The 25,169-nt window shown below is 44.0% G+C and carries 21 protein-coding genes; 13 read left to right on the forward strand and 8 right to left on the reverse strand.

The window, feature by feature from the left end; genetic code table 11:
- Window positions 1–40: 40 nt before the first annotated feature.
- Window positions 41–1,423, reverse strand: coding sequence for a cysteine--tRNA ligase (gene cysS / locus V7R42_RS11625; protein ID WP_334020383.1), 1,383 nt, complete (start codon window positions 1,421–1,423; stop codon window positions 41–43).
- 202 nt (window positions 1,424–1,625) lie between these two features.
- On the opposite strand from cysS, the gene V7R42_RS11630 reads away from it, so the two are divergent.
- The 9 genes from V7R42_RS11630 (at window position 1,626) to gtfA (ending at window position 12,443) form a co-directional block, all read left to right on the forward strand.
- Entirely contained in the window at window positions 1,626–2,117 is a 492-nt protein-coding gene (locus V7R42_RS11630) for a peptidylprolyl isomerase (RefSeq protein WP_334020384.1), read from the forward strand.
- 126 nt (window positions 2,118–2,243) lie between these two features.
- Window positions 2,244–2,969, forward strand: coding sequence for a UDP-2,3-diacylglucosamine diphosphatase (gene lpxH, locus V7R42_RS11635; RefSeq protein ID WP_334020385.1), 726 nt, complete (start codon window positions 2,244–2,246; stop codon window positions 2,967–2,969).
- A 320-nt stretch (window positions 2,970–3,289) separates the two neighbouring features.
- Window positions 3,290–4,873, forward strand: a complete 1,584-nt coding sequence (locus V7R42_RS11640; RefSeq protein ID WP_334020386.1) for an alkaline phosphatase — start codon at window positions 3,290–3,292, stop codon at window positions 4,871–4,873.
- Between the two features lie 14 nt (window positions 4,874–4,887).
- Entirely contained in the window at window positions 4,888–6,801 is a 1,914-nt protein-coding gene (locus V7R42_RS11645; RefSeq protein ID WP_334020387.1) for an alkaline phosphatase, read from the forward strand.
- 83 nt (window positions 6,802–6,884) lie between these two features.
- Window positions 6,885–7,658: a hypothetical protein gene (locus V7R42_RS11650; RefSeq protein ID WP_334020388.1), complete on the forward strand. Its 774-nt coding sequence runs from the start codon at window positions 6,885–6,887 to the stop codon at window positions 7,656–7,658.
- Window positions 7,659–7,824: 166 nt separating this feature from the next.
- Window positions 7,825–8,439 carry an OB-fold-containig protein gene (locus tag V7R42_RS11655; protein WP_334020389.1) on the forward strand — a complete coding sequence of 205 codons (615 nt, stop codon included), beginning with the start codon at window positions 7,825–7,827 and terminating at the stop codon, window positions 8,437–8,439.
- Between the two features lie 18 nt (window positions 8,440–8,457).
- Window positions 8,458–10,227, forward strand: a complete 1,770-nt coding sequence (locus V7R42_RS11660; protein ID WP_334020390.1) for a flotillin family protein — start codon at window positions 8,458–8,460, stop codon at window positions 10,225–10,227.
- Window positions 10,228–10,399: 172 nt separating this feature from the next.
- Window positions 10,400–10,579: an oxidoreductase-like domain-containing protein gene (locus V7R42_RS11665; RefSeq protein ID WP_334020391.1), complete on the forward strand. Its 180-nt coding sequence runs from the start codon at window positions 10,400–10,402 to the stop codon at window positions 10,577–10,579.
- Between the two features lie 367 nt (window positions 10,580–10,946).
- Window positions 10,947–12,443, forward strand: a complete 1,497-nt coding sequence (gtfA, locus tag V7R42_RS11670) for a sucrose phosphorylase (protein ID WP_334020392.1) — start codon at window positions 10,947–10,949, stop codon at window positions 12,441–12,443.
- Between the two features lie 132 nt (window positions 12,444–12,575).
- Here the strand turns inward: gtfA and V7R42_RS11675 are convergent, their stop codons facing one another.
- Window positions 12,576–12,998, reverse strand: coding sequence for a winged helix-turn-helix transcriptional regulator (locus tag V7R42_RS11675; RefSeq protein ID WP_334020393.1), 423 nt, complete (start codon window positions 12,996–12,998; stop codon window positions 12,576–12,578).
- Window positions 12,999–13,193: 195 nt separating this feature from the next.
- On the opposite strand from V7R42_RS11675, the gene V7R42_RS11680 reads away from it, so the two are divergent.
- Entirely contained in the window at window positions 13,194–14,183 is a 990-nt protein-coding gene (locus tag V7R42_RS11680) for a YhdH/YhfP family quinone oxidoreductase (RefSeq protein WP_334020394.1), read from the forward strand.
- Window positions 14,184–14,567: 384 nt separating this feature from the next.
- On the opposite strand, the gene V7R42_RS11685 is transcribed toward V7R42_RS11680, so the two are convergent.
- Both V7R42_RS11685 and V7R42_RS11690 read right to left on the reverse strand, forming a co-directional pair.
- Window positions 14,568–16,637: a catalase gene (locus V7R42_RS11685; RefSeq protein ID WP_334020395.1), complete on the reverse strand. Its 2,070-nt coding sequence runs from the start codon at window positions 16,635–16,637 to the stop codon at window positions 14,568–14,570.
- Between the two features lie 282 nt (window positions 16,638–16,919).
- On the reverse strand, window positions 16,920–17,933 hold the full coding sequence (locus tag V7R42_RS11690; RefSeq protein ID WP_334020518.1) for a zinc-binding alcohol dehydrogenase family protein: 1,014 nt from the start codon (window positions 17,931–17,933) through the stop codon (window positions 16,920–16,922).
- A 99-nt stretch (window positions 17,934–18,032) separates the two neighbouring features.
- Between V7R42_RS11690 and V7R42_RS11695 the strand changes: the two genes are divergently transcribed.
- Window positions 18,033–18,950 (forward strand): LysR family transcriptional regulator, encoded by a 918-nt coding sequence (locus tag V7R42_RS11695; protein ID WP_334020396.1) that lies wholly within the window; start codon window positions 18,033–18,035, stop codon window positions 18,948–18,950.
- 11 nt (window positions 18,951–18,961) lie between these two features.
- Here V7R42_RS11695 and V7R42_RS11700 read toward each other — a convergent pair whose 3' ends face one another.
- The 4 genes from V7R42_RS11700 to V7R42_RS11715 form a co-directional block, all read right to left on the reverse strand.
- Window positions 18,962–19,456: an invasion associated locus B family protein gene (locus V7R42_RS11700; RefSeq protein WP_334020397.1), complete on the reverse strand. Its 495-nt coding sequence runs from the start codon at window positions 19,454–19,456 to the stop codon at window positions 18,962–18,964.
- Window positions 19,457–19,509: 53 nt separating this feature from the next.
- Window positions 19,510–20,766 carry a nidogen-like domain-containing protein gene (locus V7R42_RS11705; protein WP_334020398.1) on the reverse strand — a complete coding sequence of 419 codons (1,257 nt, stop codon included), beginning with the start codon at window positions 20,764–20,766 and terminating at the stop codon, window positions 19,510–19,512.
- Between the two features lie 187 nt (window positions 20,767–20,953).
- Window positions 20,954–22,570, reverse strand: coding sequence for a S10 family peptidase (locus V7R42_RS11710; protein ID WP_334020519.1), 1,617 nt, complete (start codon window positions 22,568–22,570; stop codon window positions 20,954–20,956).
- A 150-nt stretch (window positions 22,571–22,720) separates the two neighbouring features.
- Entirely contained in the window at window positions 22,721–23,308 is a 588-nt protein-coding gene (locus tag V7R42_RS11715; RefSeq protein WP_334020400.1) for an acyl carrier protein phosphodiesterase, read from the reverse strand.
- Window positions 23,309–23,504: 196 nt separating this feature from the next.
- Between V7R42_RS11715 and miaE the strand changes: the two genes are divergently transcribed.
- Together miaE and V7R42_RS11725 are read left to right on the forward strand one after the other, a co-directional pair.
- On the forward strand, window positions 23,505–24,287 hold the full coding sequence (gene miaE, locus V7R42_RS11720; protein ID WP_334020401.1) for a tRNA isopentenyl-2-thiomethyl-A-37 hydroxylase MiaE: 783 nt from the start codon (window positions 23,505–23,507) through the stop codon (window positions 24,285–24,287).
- A 210-nt stretch (window positions 24,288–24,497) separates the two neighbouring features.
- Complete coding sequence (locus tag V7R42_RS11725; RefSeq protein WP_334020402.1) at window positions 24,498–25,097, forward strand: Yip1 family protein; 600 nt, start codon at window positions 24,498–24,500, stop codon at window positions 25,095–25,097.
- Window positions 25,098–25,169 lie beyond the last annotated feature (72 nt).

The following is a 25,169-nucleotide window of genomic DNA, read 5'->3' on the forward strand; positions in this document are numbered from 1 at the left end:
TTTGTGGGCTTTTTCAACTAAGAGCTTTAGCGGATTGGGCTTACGCTTTTCGCCAGGTCGTACCGCTAGGGCCGTCTTCTAAAACCACACCTTTTTCATTTAATGCATCACGTGCAGCATCTGCGGCTGCCCAATCTTTAGCAGCACGGGCATCGTTACGTTGTTTAATTAAGGCTTCAATCTCTGCTGCTTCGTCATCGTTGCCCTCGCCACCTTTAAGGTAGGTGTCAGGATCGCTCTGTAGCATACCCAAAATTGCGCCTAAACCTTTTAGAACCGCAGCCAGTTTACCCGCTTCTTCAGCGTTGTCTTTTTGGCGATTAAGCTCACGTGCCACATCGAACAATACAGAAAACGCTTCTGGCACGTTTAGGTCGTCATTCATAGCCGCTTCAAAACGTGCTAAATAACCGCCATAGCTAAGGTCAGTGCTTTCATCTACTTCAACACCACGAAGCGCGGTGTACAAACGCTCCAGCGCCGCTTTTGCTTGGGTGATGTTATCTTGTGAATAGCTTAATTGGCTACGATAGTGCGCCGACATCAAGAAGAAACGCAGTGTTTCTGAGTCATGCTCTTTTAGCACATCGCGCAAGGTAAAGAAGTTACCCAATGACTTAGACATCTTTTCATCATTAACTTGAACCATGCCTGCGTGCATCCACACGTTTACATATGGCGTATCGTATGCGCAGCACGATTGAGCCACTTCATTTTCGTGGTGTGGGAAGGTTAAATCTGAACCACCGCCATGGATATCAAAGTGCGCGCCAAGGTGCTTGTGGTTCATTGCAGAACACTCTATGTGCCAGCCCGGACGCCCCTCGCCCCATGGCGACTGCCACGCTGGCTCACCCGGCTTGGTGGTTTTCCACAATACAAAATCTAGCGGGTCATCTTTACCTGCAGCTACTTCAACCCGGGCACCGGCTTTAAGCTGATCTAGGTCTTGCTTACTTAGCTTGCCATAATCTTCATATTTGCTTACGTCGAACAATACATCGCCGCTTTGCGCTTGATAGGCGTAGCCTTTGTCCATTAAGCGCTGGATGATTTCAATGATCTCATCCATGTGGCCACTTACTGTCGGCTCAACGTCTGGCTCTAGTAAGTTAATTGTCGCAAAGTCTTCGTGCATCATGGCGATAGTGCGTGCTGTTAGCGCTTCAAAGCTTTCGCCATTTTCGTTGGCGCGAGCAATAATTTTATCGTCGATATCGGTGATATTACGCACATACTTCACGTCTAAACCAAGGTGGCGCATATAGCGTACTAAAACATCGAAACTTAGATAGGTACGGGCATGCCCCATGTGACTAAGGTCATAAACGGTAATACCACACACATACAAACCCACTTTCCCTTCTTGAAGCGGAACAAACTTCGCTTTTTCACGGGTTCGGGTATTGTAAAGATGCAGCATGTCTATATTTCCTATTTGTCGTAATTTTTCGGCCGCAAAGTTTAGCACTGTCACGATTTAAATGGTACAAGCCTTTTACAGCGTTTATTACCGTGATGCACAATATCCATCTCTTTGCGCTAGTTACCCGTTTTGCGCTAGCCACTCGTTTTGCGCTAAAATGGCCTCAAATTATATGTTTGCTAACACACAGGACACCACAATGGTTACGTTAAAAACAAATTTCGGTGATATCACGCTCGAGCTTTTCGAAGATAAAGCGCCTAAAACCGTCGCTAACTTCCTTTCTTACGTTGAAGACGGCTTTTTTGATAACACTATCTTTCACCGTGTAATTAATAACTTTATGATCCAAGGTGGTGGTTTTACGCCAGATATGGACCAAAAAGATACAAAAGATCCTATCGAAAACGAAGCAGACAACGGTGTTGCTAACGAAGTGGGTACAATCGCAATGGCGCGTACGCAGGACCCACACTCTGCGACTGCACAGTTCTTTATTAACGTGAACAACAACGACTTCCTTAACCATTCTAGCAAGTCTGTAAACGGTTGGGGCTACTGCGCTTTCGGTAAAGTAACTGAAGGTATGGATGTTGTTGAGAAGATTAAATCGGTTAAAACCGGTAACAACGGCTATCATCAAGATGTACCAGTTGAGCCAGTTATTATTGAAAAAGCAGTGGTAGCGTAAGTAGCCGCTCAAACGCTTGACTAGATACTGGCTTGATTGGCATGTTCTTCAACATGCTCTCTGCCCTTAGTTAAAAACAAGCCGCGTTATCGTTAACGCGGCTTTTTAACCAAATTAAGAAGATTTATGTCGTTCACCTACTTCATTGCCGATTTACACTTAAGTGCAGACCGTCCAGATATCACAGAATGTTTAATGCGTTTTTTAAAAGAAGATGCCATTAATGCTGACGCACTATACGTTTTAGGTGATTTGTTTGAAGTTTGGATTGGCGACGACAATGTTACGCCTTTCAATACCGCCATTGCTTCCGCTTTCAAGGAAGTAAGTCAGCATTGCCCTATTTATTTTATTCACGGTAATCGCGATTTCGCGATTCGAGAGAAGTGGTTATTAAAAGCCGGCATGACACTGTTAAACGAACAAGAGGTCATAGACTTATACGGCACGCCTACCCTGCTTACTCATGGCGACGAGTTGTGCACTCGTGATGTTGCCTATCAGAAGTTTCGCAAGAAATCTCGTGGTTGGTGGTGGCCTCGCTTAATGCTTGCCTTACCTTTATGGTACCGTCAGCGTGTTGCAGATAACGGCCGCGCCGAGAGCAAAGCCAAACAACAGAACTTGAAGCCTGATATTATGGATGTTACACCTGAAGAAGTGGTGAAAGTTATGGAAAAATGGGGCGTGCAGCGCATGATCCATGGCCATACTCATAGGCCAAACATTCATAACCTTACAGCAAACGGTAAGCCCGCGACTCGAATCGTACTCGGCGATTGGTACGATCAAGGTAGTGTTCTAAAGGTTACCCAATCAGAAGCTATGTTACAACATCACAATTTTCTGTAATAATATCTGACAGTTACAAGTGGTCTTACCACTTTTTTATTACTATTAATAAAATTTTAACTAAATCTTCCTTCATGCTCTTTTCCCTTATAAACAGTGCATATACCTTGTATTTACACAGTGGTATTTAGTGCCTACAAGTACGGTTTTATGACAATTGTGACAATCTGGCAATATTAGTGTCAAAGAAGTGTCACCTTTCCCACCTACGCTCTTCGTGATTTAAGCGCATCACTACCCAGTATGAAATGAGAATGTGTAGCGATTAAATGTCTAGACAACACCATAACCAATATAAACAGAACGTTTAGGAAAAAACCATGAATCGTAACTGGAAAGTGGCATGCACCGCAGTTGCTCTAGCGGTTTCAGCTAGTCTTCAAGCGGCAGTGTTACCCGAGCACCAAACTAACAGCGCTTGGTTTACCGATGCTCAAACCAAACTAACTTCAAAGCTACAAACCAACAATCAGTTTAAAGCAAAGAATGTTATTTTGTTTGTAGGTGATGGTATGGGTATTTCCACCCTCACTTCAGCAAGAATTCACAAAGGTCAATTGGCGGGTAACCCTGGTGAAGAGGGTTATTTAAGTTTCGAAAGCTTTCCTCATACGGCCCTAGTTAAAACCTACAATGTAGATGCTCAAACCCCAGATTCAGCGGGCACCATGACCGCAATGATGTCAGGCCTTAAGACTGACGTGGGTGTAATTGGTGTTGACGAAGATATTGTGCGCGGTGATTGCTCAACGGTTGCTGGCAATGAAGTTATTACTGCGCTAGAACTTGCTGAAATAAAAGGCCTATCTACAGGTATTGTCTCTACGGCAAGAATCACTCACGCTACTCCTGCGGCGACCTACGCAAAATCAGCAGATCGCAACTGGGAAGACATTTCCGATATGCCAGAAGCCGCTGTAACCGCTGGCTGTAGTGACATTGCTGACCAGCTCGTCAATTTTGAAACTTATTTAGAAGCACGCTACACCAGTGTTGACGTTGACGGCATTGAAGTCGCTATGGGCGGTGGCCGCCGTCATTTCTTGCCAAAAGACGCCGCATTCAACAGTCCTGATGCAGTAAGTGATGTAGAAGGCGATAGAACCGACGAGCGCGACCTTACGGCTGAATGGCAGACCCTATATGAAAATGGTGTATACGTTTATGATAAAGCAGGTTTTGACGCGATAGACACTGAAAGTGTTGAACGTGTATTCGGTCTTTTCAACGAGTCGCATATGCAATATGAAGCAGACCGTGGAAATGATATTTCGGGTGAACCATCTGTAGCCGAAATGACAGAAACTGCAATTAATATCCTCAACAACAACGATAATGGCTTTTTCTTAATGGTTGAATCAGGTCGAATTGACCACGCTCACCATGCGGGCAACGCGGCGGGTGCACTTACCGACACTCTAGCATTCGAAGAAGCAGTAATGACTGCGGTTGAAAATACCGATCCTTCTGAAACATTAATCCTCGTTACTGCTGACCACGGACATGTGTTCACGATTGCAGGCTATCCTAAGCGCGGCAATCCCATTCTAGGCAAAGTGGTTAACGTGGGTTCAGACGAACCTGCAACAGCGTCTGATGGTACCCCTTACACTACATTGGGTTACACCAACGGTCTAGGTTTCCGCAACCTAGGTGATGAAACAGATTCTGATGCCACGTATGCATTAGAAAACGCAGCCGGTCGCGTTGATATTACCAATATCGACACAACAACGCCTGGATATCACCAAGAAGCACTTATTCCACTTAGTTCAGAAACACACTCTGGTGAAGACATTGCACTACATGCCAAAGGACCTGGAAGCCAGCTTGCGCAAGGCGTAATAGAGCAAAACGTTGTTTTCCACTTGATTAATCAAGCGCTAGGCCTTGTAAACGAGTAAGTAGAGATAAGAATATGAACCTTTTTAAATTAAGTATAATTGCGGTAGCAGTTGCAGGTCTTTCAGCGTGTAGCTTGGAAGGCGACGATGGTAACGATGGTGCTGATGGAGCTGACGGTCAAAACGGTTTAACAAGCCTTACCGTGCAAACGGAATTAGCGGTTGGCGATGCTAACTGCCCTAACTCGGGTGTTCGTATCGACTCTGGCTTAGACGCGGATGCTGACGGCACCCTTGGTGATTCTGAAATCACTTCTACCAGCTATGTTTGTGTTCCTGGCGTAAACAGCGTGAGCAGTAGCGAACTAATAACCAGTCTAAATAATGAGTGGTTTGTGGCTGCTCAAAGCGAAGTAGAAAACAACAAAGCGGTTTGGATGAACGCAACATCAGGTGAAAGTGCATCGTCATCGAATGCTACGTTTACTGCCACTGTAAATTCGCAAGAAGAATTGAAAGCCATGGTAGCGAACCTGCGCGGTAAAGCGAAAAACGTTATCTTGTTTGTTGGTGACGGCATGGGCGTTTCTACCGTTACCGCAGCGCGTATTTTAGATGGTCAGATGAACGGCCTAGCGGGCGAAGAAAACCAGCTTAGCTTTGACAAATTCCCATTCTCTGGGCTTTCAAAAACTTATAACGTTGATGCCCAAACACCAGATTCTGCAGGTACCATGACTGCAATGATGAGCGGCATAAAAACCGATGTTGGTGTTATCGGCGTAGACGAAGATATTGAGCGCGGCGATTGTTCAACAGTTGCAGGTAACGAGTTAGTTACGGCACTTGAACTTGCAGAAATTGCAGGTAAATCTACCGGCATCATTTCGACTGCCCGTATTACACACGCCACACCTGCTGCAACTTACGCTAAATCTGCTGACCGCAATTGGGAAGACATTTCAGATATGCCAGAAGATGCGGTTACAGCGGGCTGTTCTGACATTGCCGACCAGCTAATTAATTTCGAAACTAACTTAGAAGCGAACTTTGAAGGCCTAGACGTTGATGGCATTGAAGTAGTAATGGGAGGCGGACGTCGCCACTTCTTACCTCGCGACGAAGCATTCAACAGCCCTGACGCTGCAAGCAGTGTAGAAGGTGATCGCACAGATGGACGTGACCTAACTGCTGAGTGGCAAGCAAAGTACGAAAACGGTGTCTATATTTATGACCAGTCTGGGTTTGATGGGCTAGATACAGAGACAACTGAACGAGTATTTGCATTGTTTAATGAGTCACATATGCAATACGAAGCGGACCGCGGTAACGACATCGCAGGTGAACCATCTATCGCTGAAATGACAAGTGCAGCCATTAAAGTGCTAGATAACAATGAAGAAGGTTTCTTCCTTATGGTTGAATCTGGTCGTATCGACCACGCTCACCACGCGGGTAATGCTTATGGCGCGCTTCACGACACTATCGCTTTTGCTGAAGCTGTTGATGCTGCTGACAAGCTCACTGATGACGAAGATACACTCATTATTGTAACCGCCGACCACGGTCACGTTTTTACTATTGCTGGTTATCCTAAGCGCGGTAACCCCATTTTGGGAAAAGTGGTAAACGTGGGTTCAGATGAAGCTGCTACAGCTGCCGACGGTACGCCATACACCACACTTGGCTACACCAATGGCCTAGGCTTTAGAAATCTGGGAGACGTTACTAACTCAGACGCATCTTATTTAGAAGGCCCTGATACAGGTCGTAAAGACATCACTGGTGTTGACACTACAACACCGGGCTATCACCAAGAAGCCTTAATTCCACTGGGTTCAGAAACACACTCAGGTGAAGATGTAGGCATTTATGCCAAAGGCCCTGGCGCTTTCCTCGTCAACGGCACTAACGAGCAAAGCGTCATATTCCACGTTATGGATTTTGCAGGAGACTTTGTCTCTCAAGCAGAAAATGCAATGGAATAAACTTTTAAAAAAGTAAGGCAAAGGCGGCCTTTGGCCGCCTTTTCCGCTTCAGTCAACAACATCATTCTCGGTAGGATAAATGAATGAAATTATTCAATGCATGTGCGCTGATTTTTATTACAAGTGTAAGTACGTGTAGCTTAGCTCAAGTCGCTGAGACTTCGTCAGTAGTAAACGTATCTAATGAGCAGATATGTAAGAAAGATAGCGGCAGCCTATTCGCTAATTATGAAATAAGCGCGACAAGCCCAACAAAAACCTCACGAACTACATTTCTTCATTTGTGGCGAAACGGCAACAAGGTCGCACATGAATACCCTTCCACTAATATTACTGAGTCATGGACGCTTGTTAGAAACAAATATATAAAACCTACTCGCTTTTTCGATGCTCATCAGCGCGCTATTGAATACCAGCCTGGTGAAACCATTCACGGAAAAAAAGAGACGGACTTCTCATACCGCTACCAACTCATTAGCGACAAACTTATTGATGCCATGACCCTAGATACAAGAGATGGTAAAGGCTGTAATACAGTGGAACACTATTCACTAGATAACAGTCAGGGCCACTTTAAATTGGCATGGCTTCCCCATCTAAAATTAATAGAATCTTTTAGCGTTGATAAAAGTGGGTATGTAAGAGAGTGGAAACTCAAAACCGTCGATTTCAATAAGAATACAAAGGACTTCTTTGCAAAAAGACAAGACTATCAAAGTACAGATTACGCTGATATTGGCGATGACCACACTGATCCTTTTTTGACCAAAATGGTAACCCAAGGCTTTATTGAAGCAGGAGCCAGTGGCTACTACGATGAGCATGGTCACAGTATCGGTGAGGGTCACCCACACTAAACGTTTAAAAACGCTCTCTAAATGGCTGTACCTGCGGCTCGGCCATTTAGGCATCGTGAAAAGGTTTTGTTACAAACTAACCCAAAGGACATGTGTTGCGCACTGGCTTAATTTTTGTTCTGTGGTATAAAGAATAAAAGCAAGTTAGTCATCATGGACGGTGTAAATGACAGATGTTCTTCTTTCTCCTGCAAACTTTTGGTTTAGCATTGCGCTAATCGCCGTATTTTTTGTTTTCATTTTAGAGCTAATCAGTACCGTTTTTGGTGTAAGTCTTGTAGGTTTGGGAGACGATTTTGCTGAGGTGGACGGAGAAGGCTTTCTTAACACATCGTTAGCCAACTGGCTTAACATTAATAAAGTTCCCTTTCTTATTTTTCTGATTGTTCTACTCACGTTTTTTGGCCTGTCAGGGCTGATAATAAACGGTGTAACGGTCAGTTTATTTAATGTATCGCTACCCGCTAGTGCTTCTGTGCCACTCGCCTTAATTGTGGCGCTGCTGGTAACTGCAAGAGCAGCGAGCATTATTTCCCGATTTTTGCCAAGCGTAGAGTCTAGCGCGGTTAATAGCGATGACTTTATTGGCTCAGTGGCAGAAATTACTATTGGAAGAGCGAGCCGTGGTAACCCTGCCGAAGCGAAGTTTACCGATCACTATTCACAGCCTCATTTTGTGTTGGTAGAGCCTTTTGAAGAAGAAGAGCTTTTCGCACAGGGAGAGCGCGTCATTTTAGTTAAAAAAAATCAACACAGCTGGTTAGCAACCCGCTACCAATAATTTAAAAGAGATAAAAGTATGGATACAATTCAACCATCTAGCTTGCCGTCAATACTCTTTATTGCCGGTGTAATTGTTGTAGGGCTTATTGTTATTGGCCTTGTTTTTGCGAAACTCTATACTCGCGCCACCAAGGAAACGGCATTCGTTAGAACGGGGTTAGGTGGCGAAAAAGTAATTAAAGACGGTGGTGCTATTGTGCTTCCCGTTGTTCACGAAATTATTCCAGTGAACATGAACACCCTTCGTATAGAAGTGGAAAAAATTCAAAAAGACGCGCTAATTACAAAAGACCGCATGCGTGTTGATGTTAAGGCAGACTTCTATTTGCGCGTAGCACCCAATGCCAATGGCATATCGATGGCCGCGCAAACGCTAGGAACGCGCACCACCCGCGCTGAAGAAGTTAAGAAGTTAATGGAGTCTAAGTTTGTTGACGTACTACGTGCGGTAGCAGCTGAAATGAGCATGACCGAAATGCATGAACAGCGCGCTGACTTTGTACAAAAAGTTCAGCAAAGCGTGGCTAACGACCTTGAAAAAAACGGTCTTGAGTTAGAGTCGGTGAGCTTGACTGGTTTTGACCAAACCGATCTACAGTTTTTCAATGAAAACAATGCATTCGACGCCGAGGGGCGTGCACGATTAACGAAGATCATTGAAGAAAAGCGCAAAGAAACCAACGATATTCAACAAGAAAACCGCATTTTTATTGAGCAGCGTAATTTAGCAGCCGAAAAGCAGTCGCTTGAAGTAAAGCGCGATGAAGAAGAAGCACGCTTAGCCCAAGAGCAAATTCTTGCCTTTAAACGTCAGGAACAAAAAGCTGAAATTGCTAAACAGCGCGAAATGAAAGAACGGGAAGAGCGAGAAGCGGAGATTGCTAAAAACCGTGCTATTGAGGCTGCGGAAATTGAAAAATCACGAGAAATTGAAACCCAAGAAATTGCTAAGCGACAGGCGCTAGAACAAGCGCGCATTCGTCAGCAGCAAGAAGTTGAGGTTTCCGAGCAAATTAAGCAAATTGCCGTTGCAACAAAGTCTGAAGAAGAGTCTGCCGCACGCGCTAAAGCTGCTGAAGCGGAAAAAGCTAAAGTAGAAAAAGTGGAAGCAGTAACCACAGCAAAAATGGTGGCAGAAGCTGAGCGTAAGAAACAAATTGAAGTTATCGACGCGCGTAAAGAGGCAGAGCGTGAGGCTGTGGGAATTACCGTAGAAGCACAAGCTAAGAAAGAAGCAGCCGAAAACTCTGCTGCTGCTATTCTTACAGAAGCTAAGGCCGCAGCCGATGCAAAAATGCTTCAAGCTGAAGCTGATGAGAAAGTGCTTGCAGTTGAAGCACAAGGTAAGCAGGCGCTTTATGAGGCTGAGAATACGCTCAAAACTGAGCAGATTGAGCTGCAAAAAGCCCTTGCCATGCTCAAGATATTGCCTGAGCTTGTGGCACATGCCGTTAAGCCACTTGAAAACATAGAAGGGATTAAAATTCTTCAAGGCTACGGCCAAGGTAGTAGCGCGAAAGGCGATCACACCGTTGCTACTGCTGGTAGTGGTTTAGCGGAACAAGTAACGCAAGCCGCACTAAGCTATCGTGCTAACGCCCCACTGGTGGACTCTATGTTGCGTGAAGTGGGTTTGGTCGATGTGGAAAAGGGCACATTAGATGATTTGGTAACAGGCAACAGCGACATACTGACCAAGGCCAATGCAGCAAAACCTAAACCTATTGTAACAACACCTGAAAACCTAAATGGTAATAAAGCGTCGGAAGAGCTTCCATCTAATTAGTGCTTAATTGGTTAGTACTTAGCTAGCTAACACGACACAACATCCAAAGCCCTGTATTTCAACAGGGCTTTTTGTTTTGTCCGTTTGATGAGAGTAACATGAAACCACCAGATGAAGTTTACTTCCATTTGCCTAATAATATTTCGAAGCAAAGGAATCGAGGATAAGTGCTATGAATTCGCTCCCCAAAGAACCAGAGAAACCACTAAGAGACGACTGTTGTGGCGGAGGTTCGTGTTGCCCATGTATTTGGGACGTATACTACGAGAAGCTTGCTCAGTGGAAGGAAGCGAAACGAGAATTCGACGCGTTAAATAATGTTGAATTTTCGGACATTAGGTCGCAAAACTAAACTCAATACCCATACTTAACTTACTTTTGTTCCGTCCCCATTAACTGAGCGTCCCCCCTCTGTACGCTGTATGGTCGTAAAACACACCCACTAAACCTATGTATAAGCTCATGCGGTCTCATTTTTGAAACTTCTCATTTACAAATACCCTTTCTGCTGCTATTTTAACTTAATCGATTAAGTCTTTTATTTTTCGTGTATCCACTTAGTTTGGCCAGTTAAAAATAGAAGGTTAAGAATTAAGCTAAACCCGTTACATGGTTAATTGTGAACCTACCAGGCTGGTAGTGCTTAATTCATAGTAATGTGTGCTCGCGATATACAAAAGAAGTACGAGCAAGCGCATGCTGAATTTTGGAGAATTATCATGTCAATACGCAATGGCGTTCAACTAATCACCTATGCTGACCGACTAGGCGATGGCAACATCGATAGCCTGACAAGCATATTGCAAGGCCCGCTAAATGGCCTGTTCACGGGTGTTCACGTGCTTCCCTTCTATTATCCTTACGACGGTGAAGACGCGGGTTTCGATCCTATTGATCATACATCGGTCGATGAGCGTTTAGGCGACTGGAACAACATCAAAAAGCTTGGTGAATCGGTCGACATCATGGCTGATCTCATAGTTAACCATATGTCGGGACAAAGTGAAGCGTTTAAAGATGTGCTAAAAAACGGGCGCGAATCTGGTTATTGGCCGTTGTTCTTAACCAAGGAAGATATCTTTAAGGGCAACGATCAGGCACAAATCGATGAACAAATTGCGCAAGTGTTCCGCCCTCGCCCAACACCATTTTTCAGCGATTACGAAGTTGGCACAGAGACTGGTAAGCCTGAAATCGTGCCATTCTGGACAACTTTTACCTCGAATCAAATTGATATTGATGTAGAGTCACAATTAGGCAAAGACTATCTATCGTCTATTCTTCAGTCGTTCACCGAAAGTAATGTTGATCTTATTCGCTTAGATGCAGCAGGTTATGCTATCAAACGTGCAGGTTCCAACTGCTTTATGCTTGAAGAAACCTTTGAGTTTATTGAAGAACTTTCTAACCGCGCTCGCAGCATGGGCATGCAGTGTTTGGTAGAAATACATAGCCATTATCAAACGCAAATTGATATTGCCTCGCGTTGTGACAGTGTCTACGATTTTGCTCTACCACCGCTTGTACTACATACCCTGTTTACTAAAAATGCAGAAGCGCTAGCACATTGGCTTTCTATTTCCCCTCGTAACTGTTTTACCGTGCTTGATACTCACGACGGCATTGGTATTGTTGACGTGGGTGCAAGTGGTGACAAACCGGGTCTTCTTGAAGCAGATGCGATTAACGCACTCGTTGAGCAGATTCATGAAAACTCTAACGGTGAATCTAAGAAAGCCACGGGCGCTGCGGCGAACAATGTCGACCTTTACCAGGTTAACTGCACCTATTATGACGCGTTGGGTAAGGATGATTTCGCCTATTTAGTTGCTCGCGCCATTCAGTTCTTTAGTCCAGGTATACCGCAAGTTTACTATGGCGGCTTATTGGCTGCACAAAACGATATGGAACTGCTTGCAAAAACGAATGTGGGTCGTGACATTAACCGCCCTTATTTGTCTACCGCGATGGTTGAAGAGGCAGTTAAAAAACCAGTAGTTAAAGGCTTAATGCAGCTAATTACGCTAAGAAACGAAAGCGATGCCTTTAATGGTACGTTTGACGTAAATTACAGCGATAATGTTTTGACACTGTCTTGGGTAAATAGCAACAATGTAGCGTCACTATGCGTAGATTTCAGCGTAATGGACGCGACTATCAAAACAGTTGCCGAGGGCGAAGAAAGCATATTGTCTATCGGTTCGTTAATCGCTTAAATCATAAAAAGTACGACCACTAAGGCGAGTACAGCTGGTCTGCTCAGTACTCGCCGTTCTTAGCCGTCCTTATCTAATTCGTTGCTCATCATCGCCATTATCAACAGCTTAAATGATTTTATTTAGCACGCATTACCTGTAGTCATCATTGTATGCCCTACCCCAATCACATAGCTGTCGTAGAGTTGGTTCTAACGTGCGACCTAATTCAGTAAGTGAGTACTCCACACGAGGAGGCACTTCAGCATACACCTTCCGGTTGACCAAACCATCACGCTCTAACTCTCTTAACTGCTGAGTAAGCATTTTTTGAGTAACGCCCTGCAAACGCCTTCGCAATTGACTAAAACGTAGTGTTTTATGACAGAGATGCCACAAAATAACGCCCTTCCATTTACCCCCGATAATCTCAAGCGATACCGCAACACCACAAATGTATTGCCTAGAGTCGTTTGCGCTTTCACTAGAGCACTGTTTTGCATTCGAGGCGTTCCCTTCGACTTTAGTAACTGTGCCGCAAGACTCTGTTTCTACACTTTTCGAATTTGTTTCCATATCGCCCTCTCCGCTCAATCAAGCAAAAATGCTGCATTAATATCAGCTTGCCTTTTGCAAAAACGCATAAGCAAAAAGCCCAATACTCTTTAATAGTATATTTTAGGGTACTACCCTACTAAAAAGTGCATACTTGCGCAAAGTTTATATATCGTCACAATGGGTAGCGTAACTTTTCGACCAACGGAGACAGGTATGACATCGTTTAAGGCTTTGCTTGTAGAAAAACAGGAAGACAAATCATTTACTCGTGGCGTCACGGAGCGTTCACTCGATGATTTGCCAGACGGCGCACTACTCATCAAGGTTGAGTATTCATCACTCAACTATAAAGATGCGTTGTCTGCGACAGGTAATCCTGGTGTTAGTAGAAATTTTCCCCACACCCCTGGCATTGATGCGGCTGGCACAGTGGTGTCATGTGAAGACGGCCGGTTTAAAGAAGGAGATGAAGTTATAGTTACCGGTTATGACCTTGGCATGAACACCGCAGGAGGCTTTGGTGAATACATCAGAATACCAAGTGAATGGGCGGTTCCTAAGCCAGATGGTCTTACGTTAAGGGAGTCTATGGTTATTGGCACTGCTGGCTTCACAGCTGGATTATCAGTACAAGAGTTAGTTGAACATGGTTTAACGCCAGATAAAGGTGATATTTTAGTCACAGGCGCCACGGGTGGCGTTGGATCGGTGGCAGTTGCGCTGCTTGCCAAAGCTGGCTTTTCTGTAGTGGCATGTACCGGCAAAAAGAAACACGAGTCATTCTTGAAAACCCTCGGCGCAAATAAAGTAATAACTCGCGATGAGCTGTTAGAAAGTAAAGAGCGCCCTATGTTAAAAGAGCAATACGCGGGCGCTGTTGATACTGTAGGTGGCGAATACTTAGCGCAGGCTATTAAGGCAACCCAATATGGTGGCTCGGTAACATGTTGCGGGCTAACGGCTTCCGCCAACCTTAATATAAGTGTATTTCCGTTTATCTTACGCGGCGTGTCTTTGCTAGGTATCGACTCTGTGCAATGCCCCATGCCCCCTAGATTGAGACTTTGGGATAAGTTGGCCAGTGAATGGAAACTAGAGTGTCTAGACGATTTAACTGAAGAAGTTTCGCTAGATGACGTTAGCCAAAAAATTGATGCCATTTTAAAAGGCAAACTGTCGGGCAGAACTTTAGTTAAGCTTTAGCCCGTTGAACGTAGAGGCTGTCGCAATGGCAGCCTTGTCGCCGTTAGCCCTAAAAGTCCCGCCAGCAGTTTAAGCGCGGAGCAGATAAAGCAGCTACCTTTCACTGTCTTATCCGCTCGGTGGGCGAAAGTTGCTGCTACCTATGGCGTGGCCTGGAAAGAGCCAGAAATTTTACTTAAGCATATGCGTAACGCCCTTCAGCTTAACTTAGAGGCATTTAATAATGGGAATAGCGTATTCTTCCTATACCCGCAATATTTGTCTTAAATAGAAGTGAAGGCGTTATTTGGCGCTACGTTGATGTAGATTATAGAGAGCGAGCAGCACGAAAAGGGCGCTCAAAAGAACGCCCTTCTTTTTTTAAAAAACAGCAACGGATGAGGATTAAGATCTTGCCCAGTAACGCATATCACGTAATGTCTTAATGAATTCGTCTGCCGACTTTTGTTTAAGGTCCACAAAACCTTCATCTATCATGCTATCTAAACCAACTGCCTTGATGAGTGGCAACGCAGCATCCGTATAGCCTATAAACTTGTTGTGGGCAAACGCATCTGATACAAAGTCTTTCGCTTCAGGCTTGCCCGCTAACTTTTCGGCTCCCGACTTAGACATCAATAATAGCACTGCATCATATAATACTGACGGTCCGCCATCGACTTTCTGCTGAGCATCTACTGAATTGCCCTTATCACAAGTAACGCCGCCAATTTGCGGTGCAACAATTTCGTACATAGCGCCTTCATTATCTAAGGCGGTTTTTACATTGCCAAGTAATTCACCGTCAAGGTTATCACTCACTAAAATACCCAGTTTTCTTTCTTTAAATGTATTAGGCGCATTCTTTAAAATACTTAACGCATCAGATTCAGCAAGATCTTCTCTAGTTTCCATGGCAGCCTCTGCGGGCTCTGGCATTTCGCTAAAGCCTAGCGCTTCAGCAACCGCTTTAGCTAGATCCTTATCAACATTTAGCAGATGGGAAACAACTCTTTCACGAATAGCTAAACGTTCAACTTTGGATAGCTCAAAAGCGAATGCATCGCGAATATGCGCCTTTTCGGTTTCAGTTTGGCTAATGTAAAACTGACGAGCTTGGCTGTAATGGTCGGCGAAAGTTTCCGAGCGATGTCTAACTTTTTCACCAGAAACCTCTTCATTGTGCGATTGGAATCCATGGGCAGGACACGCGCGCGAATTATCTTCATCTGCTTTCCAAGAATTTGGTTCGTAGTTGACGCGCCCTTTCGGATTGTGCATTGCCATGTGGCCGTCTTGCTGGAAGTGACGCATAGGACATTTAGGCGCGTTTATCGGTAGATGGGTGAAATTGGTACTACCTAAGCGTTTTAGATGTGTATCAAGGTAAGAAAAATTACGCCCTTGCAACAATGGATCGTTAGTAAAATCGATACCGGGTACAATATTTTGTGTACAAAATGCAACTTGTTCAGTTTCGGCAAAAAAATTGTCTACTACTTTATTAAGTACCATTTTACCTACAATTTTAACGGGTACTTGCTCTTCAGGGATAAGTTTTGTAGCGTCTAAAACATCGAATTCAAAGTTGTCTGCAAACTCTTGATCGAATATCTGCATACCAAGTTCCCATTCTGGGAAGTCTCCTGCAAGAATAGCGTTCCATAGATCTCTACGATGAAAGTCTGGATCAGCCCCATTTATTTTCAACGCTTCATTCCAAACAACCGATTGAAGGCCCTGCTTTGGCTTCCAATGGAATTTAACGTACTTCATCTCACCTTTTTCATTAATGAGCTTAAACGTATGAACACCGAAACCTTCCATAAACCGGAATGAACGCGGAATAGCACGATCTGACATGGCCCACATAAGCATGTGAACAGACTCTGGGCTTAAACTTGCGAAATCCCAGAAATTATCGTGCGCGGTTTGCGCTTGTGGAAAACCTCGATCTGGCTCTTGTTTGGCTGAGTGAATTAAATCTGGAAACTTAATAGCATCTTGAATGAAGAAAACAGGAATGTTGTTGCCGACCAAATCCCAATTGCCCTCTTGGGTATAGAATTTAACAGCGAAACCTCGAACATCACGAGCAAGGTCTGGAGAACCCTGGTTGCCGGCTACAGTAGAAAATCGAGTGAATACGGGGGTCTTTTTGCCTTTCTCTTTAAAGATATCGGCGCATGTTATGTCAGCGAGTGATTCGTACGTTTCGAAGTAACCATGGGCACCATAGCCTCTTGCGTGGACTACCCGTTCGGGGATACGTTCATGATCGAAATGGAAGATTTTTTCACGCATTACGTGATCTTCCAAAGCTGTTGGCCCACGTACGCCAGCTTTCAGGGAGTTCTGGTCGTCATGCACAGGGCAGCCTTGGGCTGTCGTCATCGTCGAATAACCATCCCCCGCGTTTTGATGTAATTCGCCGCCTTTTCCCTTGTTTCCTTCATATTTGAATGATTCAGCCATGATTTTTCCTTGTCATTTAAGATTGGACACGTTTCACATTGTTTCAATGTAATGTGTCACTCTTACAGCAAGTTAGATTCCATGAACTAAATTAATATTTATCAATCACTTAGGAAATACACCATTGTTTGAGTCGTCACTTTTACAAAAAGCCTAGAAAGTTTTCTAAAATTCGACATCCTGGCTATGAGCACTATTCGCTTCCAAGCCAAGGTGTCGAATTCCCTTTTGTTTAGCTGTGAAAAAAACGTATTAACTGCTGTTTTAAAGGAAAGATAAAGATTAAAACCCCTCTAATACAAGCTTGCCGATTGCACTTCCCTCTTCAAGTATCTTATGCGCTTGTATAAGATTTGAAGCGTTAATTTTCCCTAAATGTTTGCCCACTGTAGTCATTATTTTACCCTCGTCTATAAGGGCTGCTACGTGAGTAAGAAGACGGCTCTGCTCTGCCATATCGTTGGTTTCAAACATAGACCGGGTGAACATAAACTCCCAGTGTAGCGACAAGCTCTTATGTTTAAGCTTTGAAACATCCAAAATTTCTGGATCATCAATCAGCGCTAGTTTACCTCTAGGCTTCATAACTTCTACATAAGTATCAATATATTGGTGGGTATTATTTAAACTAGCAACGTGAGTCACTTCGCCAATGTTTAAAGCTTTAATTTGCTCAGCCATAGGTTTGCTGTGGTCAACCACATAGTCTGCACCTAGTTCCTGTACCCACTTTTTCGAGCTTTCACGGGATGCAGTAGCAATAACGGTTGCCCCCGTAAGCGTTTTGAGAAGCTGAAGCATTATAGAGCCCACACCGCCAGCGGCGCCGACAACAAGCACGATGTCGTCGTTTTTTTCACTTTTTTGCTTAAGTGCGAAATGATCAAATAGTAACTCGTAAGCGGTTATTGTGGTAAGCGGGAGAGCTGCAGTATCGCTATCAGATAGAGACTTAGGTGCTTTACCGACAATACGCTCGTCAACCAATTGAAATTCTGCGTTTGAACCAGCTCGGGTTAGATCGCCAGCGTAATAAACCCTATCGCCTACTACAAACTCAGATACATCCGCACCAATATCAACCACCTCACCAACTGCATCCCAGCCAAGTATTTTAGGTTCGCCCCCCTCTGGGTTTACACGCTGTCGAATTTTATAATCAACAGGGTTAACCGCTATAGCACTTATTTTTACAAGCAAGTCTCGACCTGAAGCTCTGGGCTTTTCGACCTCTATATCCATTAGTGCATTAGGCTCATTAATATCAAGTGACCGTGTATAGCCAATCGCTTTCATCATTCGTCTCTCCTTTAAGTTATATCAGCATCATACGCTTGATAAAATTTCTATAAACAGCACAATAAAAGAAACATTATCAATTAAATTTTGAAAACCATGTTGCTCGACGACCTAAACGTAGTAATAAAGGTAGCTGAATTCAGAAACATTACTGCAGCAGCGACCCATTTAAATATGCGTACCGCGACGGCAAGTGCTGCCGTCAAGCGCGTAGAACAGACTCTTGGCGCCGAATTGTTTGTACGAACTACTCGGTCATTGCGGTTATCGTCGGCGGGTGAAAGGTTCTTGCCAACGTGTCAAGAAGCCATGTCAATGCTGGCAAATGCCAAGCAGAACTTAAAAGGCGATACTGGCATAATTGAGGGAGAACTTAGACTAGGTTTATCGTCTGATTTAGGCCGAAATGTAATTGCCCCTTGGCTTGATGACTTTATGGATTTACATGAAAAAATAACTGTTAAGCTCAATCTAAGCGACAGTAATATTGACTTTTATCGCGATCCCGTCGATTTAGCTTTACGCTACGGTACACCCGCTGATGCGAATGTATACGGCTTTAAAATTTGTGACGTGCCAAGTCTACTTGTTGCCTCTCCTTCTTACCTCAGCGCCCACGGTGAACCGAAAGACGTTAAAGACTTGCAAACACACAACGGGCTCTTTTATCAATTACATGACAAGGTTTATAACGAATGGGAGTTTTTTCACAACGACAAACCGTTAAAAATAAAAATGCAAGGTAACAGAACCGCAAACGACGGAGAAATAGTCAAGCGTTGGGCCATTGCAGGGAAAGGTGTTGCCGTTAAGTCTGGTTTAGATGCGTGCGAAGAGGTTGTAAAAGGCCGTCTCGTTACTTTATTGCCTGAATATCAGCCCAAACCGAAACAACTTTGGCTAATTTGCCCAAGCCGCCAATCAATAACGCCTGCAGTAAGGCTATTTAGAGACATGCTAAAAGAACGCTGCGCGGATTGTTTAGCGCAGCTCAAAAAAGCGGGCGTATGTTAAAACTCACCTAATTAAAGACTATTAGGTTCAGTTTTAACGTTTTGATTAAGCTTCGCGTATGCTTCGTCAAAGCCTGCTAACGATATGGGTAAGGTAACCTGCTGGCTTTCAGACTTCTGAAATGCAACTAACATGGTTTCACCGTTATGCATTTGCGCTAAGAGCTCACTATCAATTTTGATTATGCTTTGGCAGGTCTTTTCATCGCACCCAGAAAAAGGCACTTGTAAGGGCGCAAATTCATCAATTTTTACTCCGACCCCATTTTTTGTTAGCGTGTTTTTTGGAAGCTTTATCTTTAAAACTGGAAAATCTTGCGAATAAGAGTAATCAACATTGACACCCAATAATACCTTTGTTGCTTCTTTATCTTTGGCAACAAGCTGACTAAGCGTACATATCGATGAATCGTTACACAACAAACTCCAACTTCCAAAATCACTCGTTGTAACGGCCCATGAAGAAAACGACGCAAGTATCGAACTAAATATAACTAAATATTTCACTTTCACCTCTTAGCAGAAATAGGGAGCTCACGCTCCCCTTCTTAGTGCCAATTTTACTGCTTGCGCTTTCTCATAAAAGTAGTACCAAACAGCGCACCTAGCATAAGAAATAGCGTGCTGGGCGCAGGAACTGGTGTTGAGTCAGGTACAAATACAGTTACTGCATTCTGGTTCATGTTAATGACACCAGAGCCATCGAACGTTAAACCCGTTACAAATGCGTCAGGCGTGGGTTCAAGCATATTGGAAATATCAATACCCATTATTCTGAAGCGGTCCACAGGCGAGTTAAAATTGTATTCTTCGCCACCAACAATGTCTGTACCCGTATCGAACCAATCCATTAGAACACTATCCCAAAGGAACAAATCAAACAAGTTGTCATCAAAACCTTCTGGTAAGAGCACCGATGCGATATTGGGACCGCTATTGACGATATAGTCGTAACCTACTGCTACGTCTGGGTCTATGAAAACAAGTTCGTCAGGATCATCAATAGAGAATTCAAATTCGTAGTCAGTCGGCGTTTCTGGGTTAACTATTGGCAAAATAGGGTTTTCAGGATTATCGCCTGGCAACACACCTTCGCGAATAGCAAACTTCCAGATACCAGGCGTGCCTGTATTACTGTTACTTTCATCTATGTCAGCAATGGCGGCAGTTCGAGAGCCTGGAACAGTGAAAAAGTTCTCACCGTCACCTGCGTCATAACCCGCCTGAGCCGGTATACCATCTGATGCGTCACCTGAAGTCCAGCCGATGTCTTCATATCGAAACTCAACGTCAAAATTACCTGCACCAGTGTCATTCCTATCAATTAACACTAATTGAAATGTGTTAGTAGGGTTACTGTTTTGGTCATAGTAGCCAACATCGTTCCATGTCACTACCAGCGTGTTTGCATTGGGTGAACCGATAAACACGTCGCCACACTCTGCACAGCTTGTATCTACATCACCCCAAAATGGCGCGATCATAGGCTGGTTGTTGTTAGGAAACGCGTCTGGAGTGAATGTACCTACAGGGTTATTGAACGTAATGTTACCGTTATTATTGATAAAGAATCTATCGTACGAAGTACCGAAAAAGTTTAGGCCGCTTTCGAAGGAAAGCGATTCAAATGAATCAAATACGATAGCGCCCGATGACTCATCATCATTACCATTCATCGCCAAATTACCAAAACCACTTTCGGTAGAACCATCCCAACCGGAAAGAAGTACAGAGGCATTAGCGGCAGTGCTTGATATAGAAAAGGCTAGCGCTGCGCTCGCCAGTAAGGATAAGGATAAACGCGAAGACTTTAGCATGTATACGTCCTTGTAATTATTGTTAATTAGAATTTATTTAATAGGCTGCTTTAGCACACCGTGTTTAGCAAGGTGTGAGCCAAATATAAATTAACCTTTAAATACAAGAGCATAGAAAAAACCAAACGATTATTATTAAATAAATGTAAAAAAAACCGACATCCATGTCTTTCATTTTATAGATGTACTAGCGCTTGTATTCAGCAGGTACGCCTTTGCCTGGTGTACTCATTTTAATAAACTCGCGTAGGTCTTGGTTAGACTGTTTTAAGTCGTCGCGACGCAGGTACATCATGTGGCCGCTACGATATCCCTTAAAACTCAAACGGTCTTTTAAATTACCACTTTTATCGAGCTGCCACATCGTGTACTTGGCATCAAAGTAGTTCGTAGCACCGTCGTAATAGCCAGCTTGAATCATCACATTCAGATAAGGATTTTGCGCCATAGCCAATCGCAGGTTTTCACCCGTTTGATTATTGCTTCTATCCCATGGGTGCACGTTTCCAAACATGTTGTACTTAATATCAGTTTTATAATTTAGTTCTTCGCGCAAATAGTAGTTAATGGCAGGCGTGAACGAATGCAGCCATGATGTTAGCTCGGCCCAATAGTCAGGGCGGTCGCCGCTTTGCTTAGCATCTATACCCAAATAGCGGCTGTCTAAACGACCTAGCGTCTTCCCTTCATCGCGCAGCAAGTCTTTCCAGAAGAAGGCCGTAGTCACGTCTAAGTTATTTTGCGCAATAGACATTTCGCTTAGCCCAGAATAGCGCGCCATTTTTTTTAGCACATCGCGCTTTTCTGTTTCACCAATGAAGCCCCCTTTGGCCAGAGCAGGGACAAGCGTATTAATGGTGAAATCTTCAACTTCAGGCAATAATTCGGTGAGATCTTTGCTTTGCAACTCTGGTTCAAGCTTATTGTGATACCACGCCGCTGCAGCAAAATAAGGCAGTCGATTGGCAGCTTTAACTGGTCCATTTCGCTCTATACCAATGTCAGTTGGCGACACTAGTACCACGCCGTTTAAGTACATCCACTGACGATTTTGAAGCTCCAATGCTAGCCCTGAAACGCGCGTAGTGCCGTAACTTTCACCGATAAGATATTTAGGTGAACGCCAGCGATTATTACGCGTTACAAAAGTATTCACCCAGTCTGCCAAATAGCTAATGTCGGCGTTTACGCCGAAAAACATTTTCTGCTGCTCATCTTGCGACGGCATGCTGCCATCGGCTTTAGGCAACACTCGGCTATACCCAGTGTTTACTGGGTTAACAAACACAATGTCAGCCACATCCAAAATGGAGTAAGGGTTCGTTTGAACACCATAGGGCTGAACCGGATACCCCTCATCGTCAATATTTAAAATACGAGGGCCTGTATAAGCTACATGCATCCACACCGACGCAGAGCCTGGCCCACCGTTGAATGAAATAATAAGCGGGCGCTCAGTATTTTCTTTTACGTCAGTGCGCTGATAGTAAGTGTAAAACAAAGTGGCGACCGCTTCGTCTTTACTGTTCCAAACCGGTTGAGTACCTGTGGTCGCGCTGTACTTTACACGCTTGCCAAGGATTTTAGTTTCGTGCTCTGTCACTACACTGCTATCAATTTTTATTGAACGAGCATGTGCAGATGACCTTTCTTCTTGCGCTGAAGCAAAGGCAGGTAGACTTACAGATACAATCAAGGCTGCCACTAACCATGCTGAAGTCGGATGCGATTTGGCGCTGTACTTATTGTTACCCAGACTAAATAACAGGGACAATGTATTTCGAACTAAGGATTGAATATTCATCATAATTATCTTTTTGTGTCGTTAACCTTATCGTTTTTGGCATGTCTTTATTTTGCACGTTTTACTATATCTCTGTTCGCGGAACAGCTTTGCAATGAACGACAAAACTACCAATTTCTTCGATACACTTCTGAAACACGGTTAAGCCTTTCAAATATTCTCAGGGCCGTTATTTCTAATATGTGTAATGAGTTCAGGGAAAAACTCCAAGAATCTCGCTTCAATCTCGCCTTGATTCGCATTGATATCATCCACGGCAAGATGAAACGTGTTGGGGAAACGAATACGCTTAGCGACAACAGCAATCGCTTTAACAATGCCCTCTTCCTTAGCGTAACCCTCAAACCAGTCATGAGTTATCATATGCCCGACACTGTGCTGCATCGTTCTTGGCATAGTGGGCAATCGCTGTTCTAACAGTGAGAAACTTTGTTCTCTGAAGACGTCAAAACCCTGTGTTGTAAACGACGTCCAGTGTTTAATCAGCAAGTGATCGAAGTAGATATCCAGCGCTACAGGTGCAAAGCGCCGACGACTTTTATGAAAAAGCGCCTTCGCTGCCAAAACACTGGTATGACTATCGGTGAACCTATCGACTTCGTAGTGATTTTTAAGACCTAGCTGAACTGCATTGCCAAATCTGCTTATATCAACACCTCGCCTGAAGTCACCGAGTAAATTGCCGAAATGAGAATCGGCTGTAGGGCGGGCTAAGAAAAGATGGGCAAGATAATTCATTTTGTTACTTAGAGGTCTCGATTTTAAGTTGTAAGGGCTTGCGGGTATCAAGTAAAATCGGCGCTCAGTTCAGAAGCATTGAATTTGGATAGCCTCAGTCTAGAGCGCAGACAACTGCCTTGCCGACACTACCGTTGAAAGTATGACAAATTCAAATGTAACTGAAAATTCGTAGCACTTAAAACTGAGTTTCAACATGTCTGTAATATCTTCCTCTGAAGTCACGTCTCTACTTTCACCCGTCAATGCCTTTTTACATTGCGAGACGCCACAGTCGTGGATAGATGAAGCGCAGAAAGAAGAAAACCTTAGGGTTATCCTTACCGATCATTTAATTTGCGAGCTTAAAGCGGCTCAGTCGGCTATGTACCTGCTTCGTCGCTATGTGGCTGATGATGAAACAAGTAAGGTACTGCTGGGCTGGTTGAAGCCTTATGAAGATTTTACTTATCGCCATGAAGGTGATTGGCAATCGCTAAATACTAAGCACCTTTCAAAAAATGTGTTTAACACCGATGGGCTAGACACGTTTAAAAAAGATATGCTGGATAAAATGGTTATGCTGATTAAAGAAGAGCTACACCATTTTTACCAAGTGCTAGAAATTATGCACGAGTTAGGGTTCGAATATAAATCGGTAACATCCAGTCGTTATGCCAATGGTTTGCTGCGTCACGTACGCACTTATGAGCCGGAAAAGCTCGTCGACAAACTCATTTGTGGCGCCTACATTGAAGCACGTTCCTGCGAACGCTTTGCCAAACTCGCGCCGTATGTTTCTGAAGATTTAGGCAAGTTCTATGTGTCACTGCTGCGTTCAGAAGCCAGACACTTCGAAGATTACCTTACCCTTGCTGGGCAAATTGCTAAAACCGATATTTCAGAGCGTGTCGCCCACTTCGGAAGCGTTGAAAAGTCGCTGATTGAAAGCGACGACAACGAATTGCGCTTTCACTCAGGCGCACCACGGTTAAGTTAGCGCTTTGCATCTGTTTATAAATCAATCAATTTATATTGACGGCTTTGAATTTCTGCTGCACACTCATTTTGTAAACATATTGTTAATGGCAGTGTTTGGCGCTTTGCGTCGTGTTCGTGTTTTCCTGATTTTACGGTTTGTCCGTGTGTTTACCCTGCCTCACAACAATATTTTTTAAAATAATAACGTTGGTGAATAAGGCAGGACATTATGATTTTAAATCATCTAATTGGTATTTATACTCACCCAAGAGAAGAATGGCAAACCATTGATACCAAGCACGAAACTTATTTTTACGCACTTACGCACATCGCTTTTATAGCACTTATTCCTTCAGTTGTGGCGTATTACTCCAGCGCCCATACAGGCTGGAGTATCGGCGCAGGTGACATAATTCGCCTTAGTGAAAATACCGCCATTATGATGGGTATAGGCATGTATTTTGGCTTAATTGCCGGCGTGGTCGCATTGGCTGTACTTATTCATGAGTTGGCTAAAGCGTTTGATGCGACGCCTACTTACACGCAGTCGCTGGAACTTGCGGCCTACACGGCTACACCGTTGTTTATGGTGGGCTTCGCAGGTCTTTACCCCGAACTCTGGGTGGTGATGACGGCCCTGTTAGTCGGCATTAGCTATTCAGTATATTTGCTCTATTCTGGCGTACCAATTTTGATGCACATGCCTGAAGATAAAGGCTTCATTTACTCTAGTTCGGTGGTGACGTGCGGTTTAGTGTTGCTCGTTATCTTAATGACAGGCTCGGTATTGGTATGGGGACTATCCGGCGGACCGGTATTTGTTCACTAACCTCCATCATCAATTAATATAAAGCACTAAAAAGCCGCTTCAAAAAGCGGCTTTTTGTTATATCAAAACGTG

Origin of the sequence: Alteromonas sp. S015, from assembly GCF_036864485.1 — a bacterium.
GTDB lineage: Bacteria > Pseudomonadota > Gammaproteobacteria > Enterobacterales > Alteromonadaceae > Alteromonas.